General features: G+C 62.3%; 4 protein-coding genes. All 4 read right to left on the bottom strand.

What is annotated here, in order from left to right:
- On the bottom strand, nt 1–1,612 hold a 1,612-nt coding region (locus DD606_RS24055; RefSeq protein ID WP_139158350.1), incomplete at its 3' end, for an OmpA family protein.
- 3 nt (nt 1,613–1,615) lie between these two features.
- On the bottom strand, nt 1,616–2,269 hold the full coding sequence (gene tssL, locus DD606_RS24050) for a type VI secretion system protein TssL, short form (protein WP_129259324.1): 654 nt from the start codon (nt 2,267–2,269) through the stop codon (nt 1,616–1,618).
- On the bottom strand, nt 2,266–3,606 hold the full coding sequence (gene tssK, locus DD606_RS24045) for a type VI secretion system baseplate subunit TssK (protein ID WP_032667088.1): 1,341 nt from the start codon (nt 3,604–3,606) through the stop codon (nt 2,266–2,268). Before tssK ends, tssL begins: the two co-directional genes overlap by 4 nt.
- Before the next feature lie 13 nt (nt 3,607–3,619).
- Nucleotides 3,620–3,715 (bottom strand): hypothetical protein (locus tag DD606_RS26565; RefSeq protein ID WP_232967805.1); only part of this gene is annotated, 96 nt, incomplete at its 5' end.

Genomic DNA, 3,715 nt, shown 5'->3' with positions numbered 1-3,715 from the left:
TTTCGACACGGCGGTTCAGCGCACGCCCTTCCGCCGTGTCGTTGGTGGCGACAGGACGGCTTTCACCATAGCCCTGCACCGCAAAACAACTCTCCGGCACGTCGCCGGTATCCCGCATCCAGTCGCGGACCGACTCCGCACGCTTAAGCGACAGCACCTGGTTGAACGGGTCATCCCCGGTGCTGTCGGTATGGCCCGCCACCACAATCAGCCAGCCGGGCTTCGCCTTGATCCCCACAAGCGAGTTCACCAGCAGCTTTGTTGAGGCGGGTTTAAGCGCCCACTTTCCGGTATCGAACAGCGACATGCTGTCGAGGCGGACAGTCTGCGGCCCCTGCACGATTTTCTTAATCACCGGACGAAGTGGCGGCGGTGGCGTCCAGCTATTAATGGCGGCTTCTACCGGCGGGATCAGACGCATGCCCTGATACAGGCCGAGCCCGTAACGCAGTGGCTCGCCACGCCGCAGCCAGTCGTCCAGCAGGCGGCTGTCTGCCCGCAAACGCTGCTGCGCCTGCTGCTTCGGCTCAGGTGGCGTGCCGCTGAGACGGTGGTATACGGCAAGGTGGTCGCCCACGCTGCGCACCAGCCGCTGGTTGTTGATAAAGGAAGCCAGCATCGCCAGCGCAAGGAAGACAAAGCTGATACCCCCGGCCAGCCGCATATTCTGCATCCGGCGGCTGATGCCGTGGCGACGCGGCAGGTACGGCAGCAATACCTCCGGCAGCGGCAGTAAATCCGGTGCAAAGACAGGTTTCGGGCAAAGCGTGGTGATACCGGCTATCTGCTGCTGCCAGAGGTTATCCTCTGTTGCGGCGATCGGTGTCAGACAGATACCTGCCGCGCAGAGATTCAGCTGCGGAAGCTCACCCTGTCTGGCGCTGAGTGGCCGGGTGAGGTGGTGCGCCATCAGCGCCAGTATGCTGTCCAGCCACAGCGTGTCATAAAGGCGTGAGGCGCGGCTGCCGCTCTCCCACTGCCAGTCCGTCACCGGCAGGGCGACATGTCCGTTCTGCCGCACCCGCACGCCCGGTAACTCCGGTGTGACGGTTAACCACTGCGCCTCTTCTTTAGAGTGAAGGTCAGGTGGCGTCACCCAGGCCACGCTCCATACCGGTGGAACACCGTTCAGCCAGTTCCGGCACTGCGTAATACTGCGTCGCCAGCCACGGAGCGTCTGCGCCAGTGACTCTTCCGACGTCTGCTGTTCCGGTATCAGCGCCAGCAATACCGAGACCTGCGACACCAGCGCCGGACGGACAGCCGCCAGATGCTGCGCCAGCAGCGGCAGCTGTTCTGCGTTTTGCGCGTGTATGTACCAGCCCTGACGGGTTTCACGATAAACGGTATCGGGAGGGAACAGGCTGGTCGTATCGCCGCAGACCAGCACCACCGCACCCTGAAAATCTTCCGGGGGCAGGACATGCTCCGTTACCGGTATGACGAACTGGCGACGCCGCCACCGATGCCATAGCGCCGCGCCGCAGACCAGCAGAATACAGATGCTAAGCACAGAACGGCTGACGGTGGAAAGCGGCCAGAAACCCACGACCAGCCACAGGGCAAGGACAGCAGCAAACAGTGTGAGTAGCGTTCGGGTGAGTTGACGCATCCGTTATCCCTGCCCCGCAATCTGCGCCACCATCTGCGACAGCACAGAGGAGAAGGTGAACCACAGCGCCGCCAGCACCACCACGCCCGCCGCCCAGCCCAGCCAGTACATCCGGCGTCCGCTGCGCAGGCGGGATGCCCTGACCACCACAGGCGTTTCCTGGGTCAGCGCAAACGGCGGTACGCGCTCACTGAGCGCGCGCACCACATCCTCACGCCGCTCATCATCCTGCGTGCGGTACTGGCCGGTGAAGCCCAGTTGCAGAGTGCGGTACAGACAGGTCAGCACTGCCACATCCGGCGCAGGTTCGCGCAGGGCCGTACGGATACGCTCCCATAGCTCTTCTCCTGCATTCAGGGTACGGAAAAACCGCGCCTGAAGTGGGTCTTTTCGCCACTGGCGGTAACCGTCATCCTGTTTATCCCGGTTCAGCACGCTCTCATCCATCAGGGCGCAGTACGCATACAGCATATGTTCGCAGGACGTGGTGCTGTACCCGGCTTTGTTCAGTGATTCACGCGCGGCGTTCACCCACCGGCAGGCCCGTCGGTACAGCGCTTCGCCGTCCTTTACCTCCTGGCCGCTGCGCAACTGGCTGACCATCAGCCAGCCCGGATAAAACGTTTTGTTTATCAGGTCAATGTCGGCATCGTTCATGAGCGCAGCACCGCAAACAGTTCAAGTTTCACCTCACCGAGGGAGCCCGGCGTATAGAAGGTACAGTTCCCGGCTTCCAGCATGGCACGAGCAGCATCGGTGGACAGATCCAGCGCGAAATACTGATTTTCCAGGCGCAGCGGGATGGCCGCCGGAACGTGACTCAGCGGTTTAATCACCATCCCGCTCAGGGCGATATTCACCACCTCAGAGACATCATCGTGGCTGCCCGCCTTGCACAGTTGCGGGAAGCGCGTCTGGAGTTCGTGGTTTGGCATGGCGGAGCGCACGGAGAGATAGAAATCGGCCCCTTCACGCAGCCTCGCGTCGTGCAGCTTCCCGCGCCAGATTTCCCGGTCTTCGCCCTGTTTCAGTTCAATAGCGATCACGCGCGACGGCAGACTGGCTTCAAGGAGACTATCAAGCAGGGTAAACAGCGGCGGGAACACCGTTTCCGGCGCGTCATGCCGATAGGGGGGAATGGCGTCCACATCATGTTCAAGCGAAAAGGTCAGCAGGCTGCCGGCAAGGCGGGCCAGCTCGCGGTACAGCAGTTCCGGATGGCGGGACGGCGCCTGGTGCAGCTCCGTCAGTACCGGCTCAACGCTGTTGAGGGCGTTCAGCAACCAGAACAGCGATACATCGGCCACCGCGAAGTCCGCCATCCGCTCGTTGCTTTCACGGCGCATTGCCATCAGGCGCTTACGCCGGGCCGCAAGGCGGTGCAGCAAATCACTCAGTTCGCTGAGCAGTAACGGGCTGGCAGATAAAGAGAGCAGCGGCGGAATAAAGCTCCGCTCCAGTACCCACTGCCCCTGCGCGTTTCGCATCAGTCTCGCCACCGGGCAGGTAAGCCAGGCGCTGTTTTCCTGAGTCGACAGCCGCAGCGTCAGGGCATGACGAAGTACCGTCAGTTCACTGCGCTCATGCCCGGCCAGTTCCTGCACCGTCACCCGTTCAGACTGCCAGCGGCGCGGACGGGCACTGTCCTGCCCGTCATCCAGATTACCGCCGTTGGCGCTGAGGAGTGGCAGACACAGCAGCACTTCAACTGCATCACTCCCCGCCGCTGATAAATCACAGACCGGCGGCAGGTTATCCGCCAGATCTGTGTCCACCAGCGTACCATCCGCAAAGCGCACGCAAAGCCGGGTGGCATTCAGCCGTGAAAGGGCCAGAGCGCCTTCGTCGAACTCCGCACACAGCACACCCCACGGGTGCGCCAGCGCCATCCGGGCCACGGTGTCGGCCACATGTGCATCCCAGCGGGCCTGCTGCTGGAACTGCTGCGGGGCCAGGAAGGCCCCGTCTTCCCATAACGGACGATAAATTTTCATCCCTGCTACCGCCTTACGCTTTCGCTTTCGGCATCTGGCTCACCAGAGACAGGTTCACATCCATGCCTTCCACCTGGAAGTGCGGCACCGCAAACAGCTTCACGCGGAA

Origin of the sequence: Enterobacter cloacae complex sp. GF14B (assembly GCF_004136805.1) — a bacterium.
In the GTDB taxonomy this organism is placed as follows: domain Bacteria; phylum Pseudomonadota; class Gammaproteobacteria; order Enterobacterales; family Enterobacteriaceae; genus Enterobacter; species Enterobacter hormaechei_C.
This window is presented reverse-complemented; position numbering and strand designations above follow the sequence as displayed.

What these genes read in the sequence shown, in the direction of transcription:
- tssL (WP_129259324.1), bottom strand. Translation starts at nt 2,269, where the DNA reads ATGAACGATGCCGACATTGACCTGATAAACAAAACGTTTTATCCGGGC.
- tssK (WP_032667088.1), bottom strand. Translation starts at nt 3,606, where the DNA reads ATGAAAATTTATCGTCCGTTATGGGAAGACGGGGCCTTCCTGGCCCCG.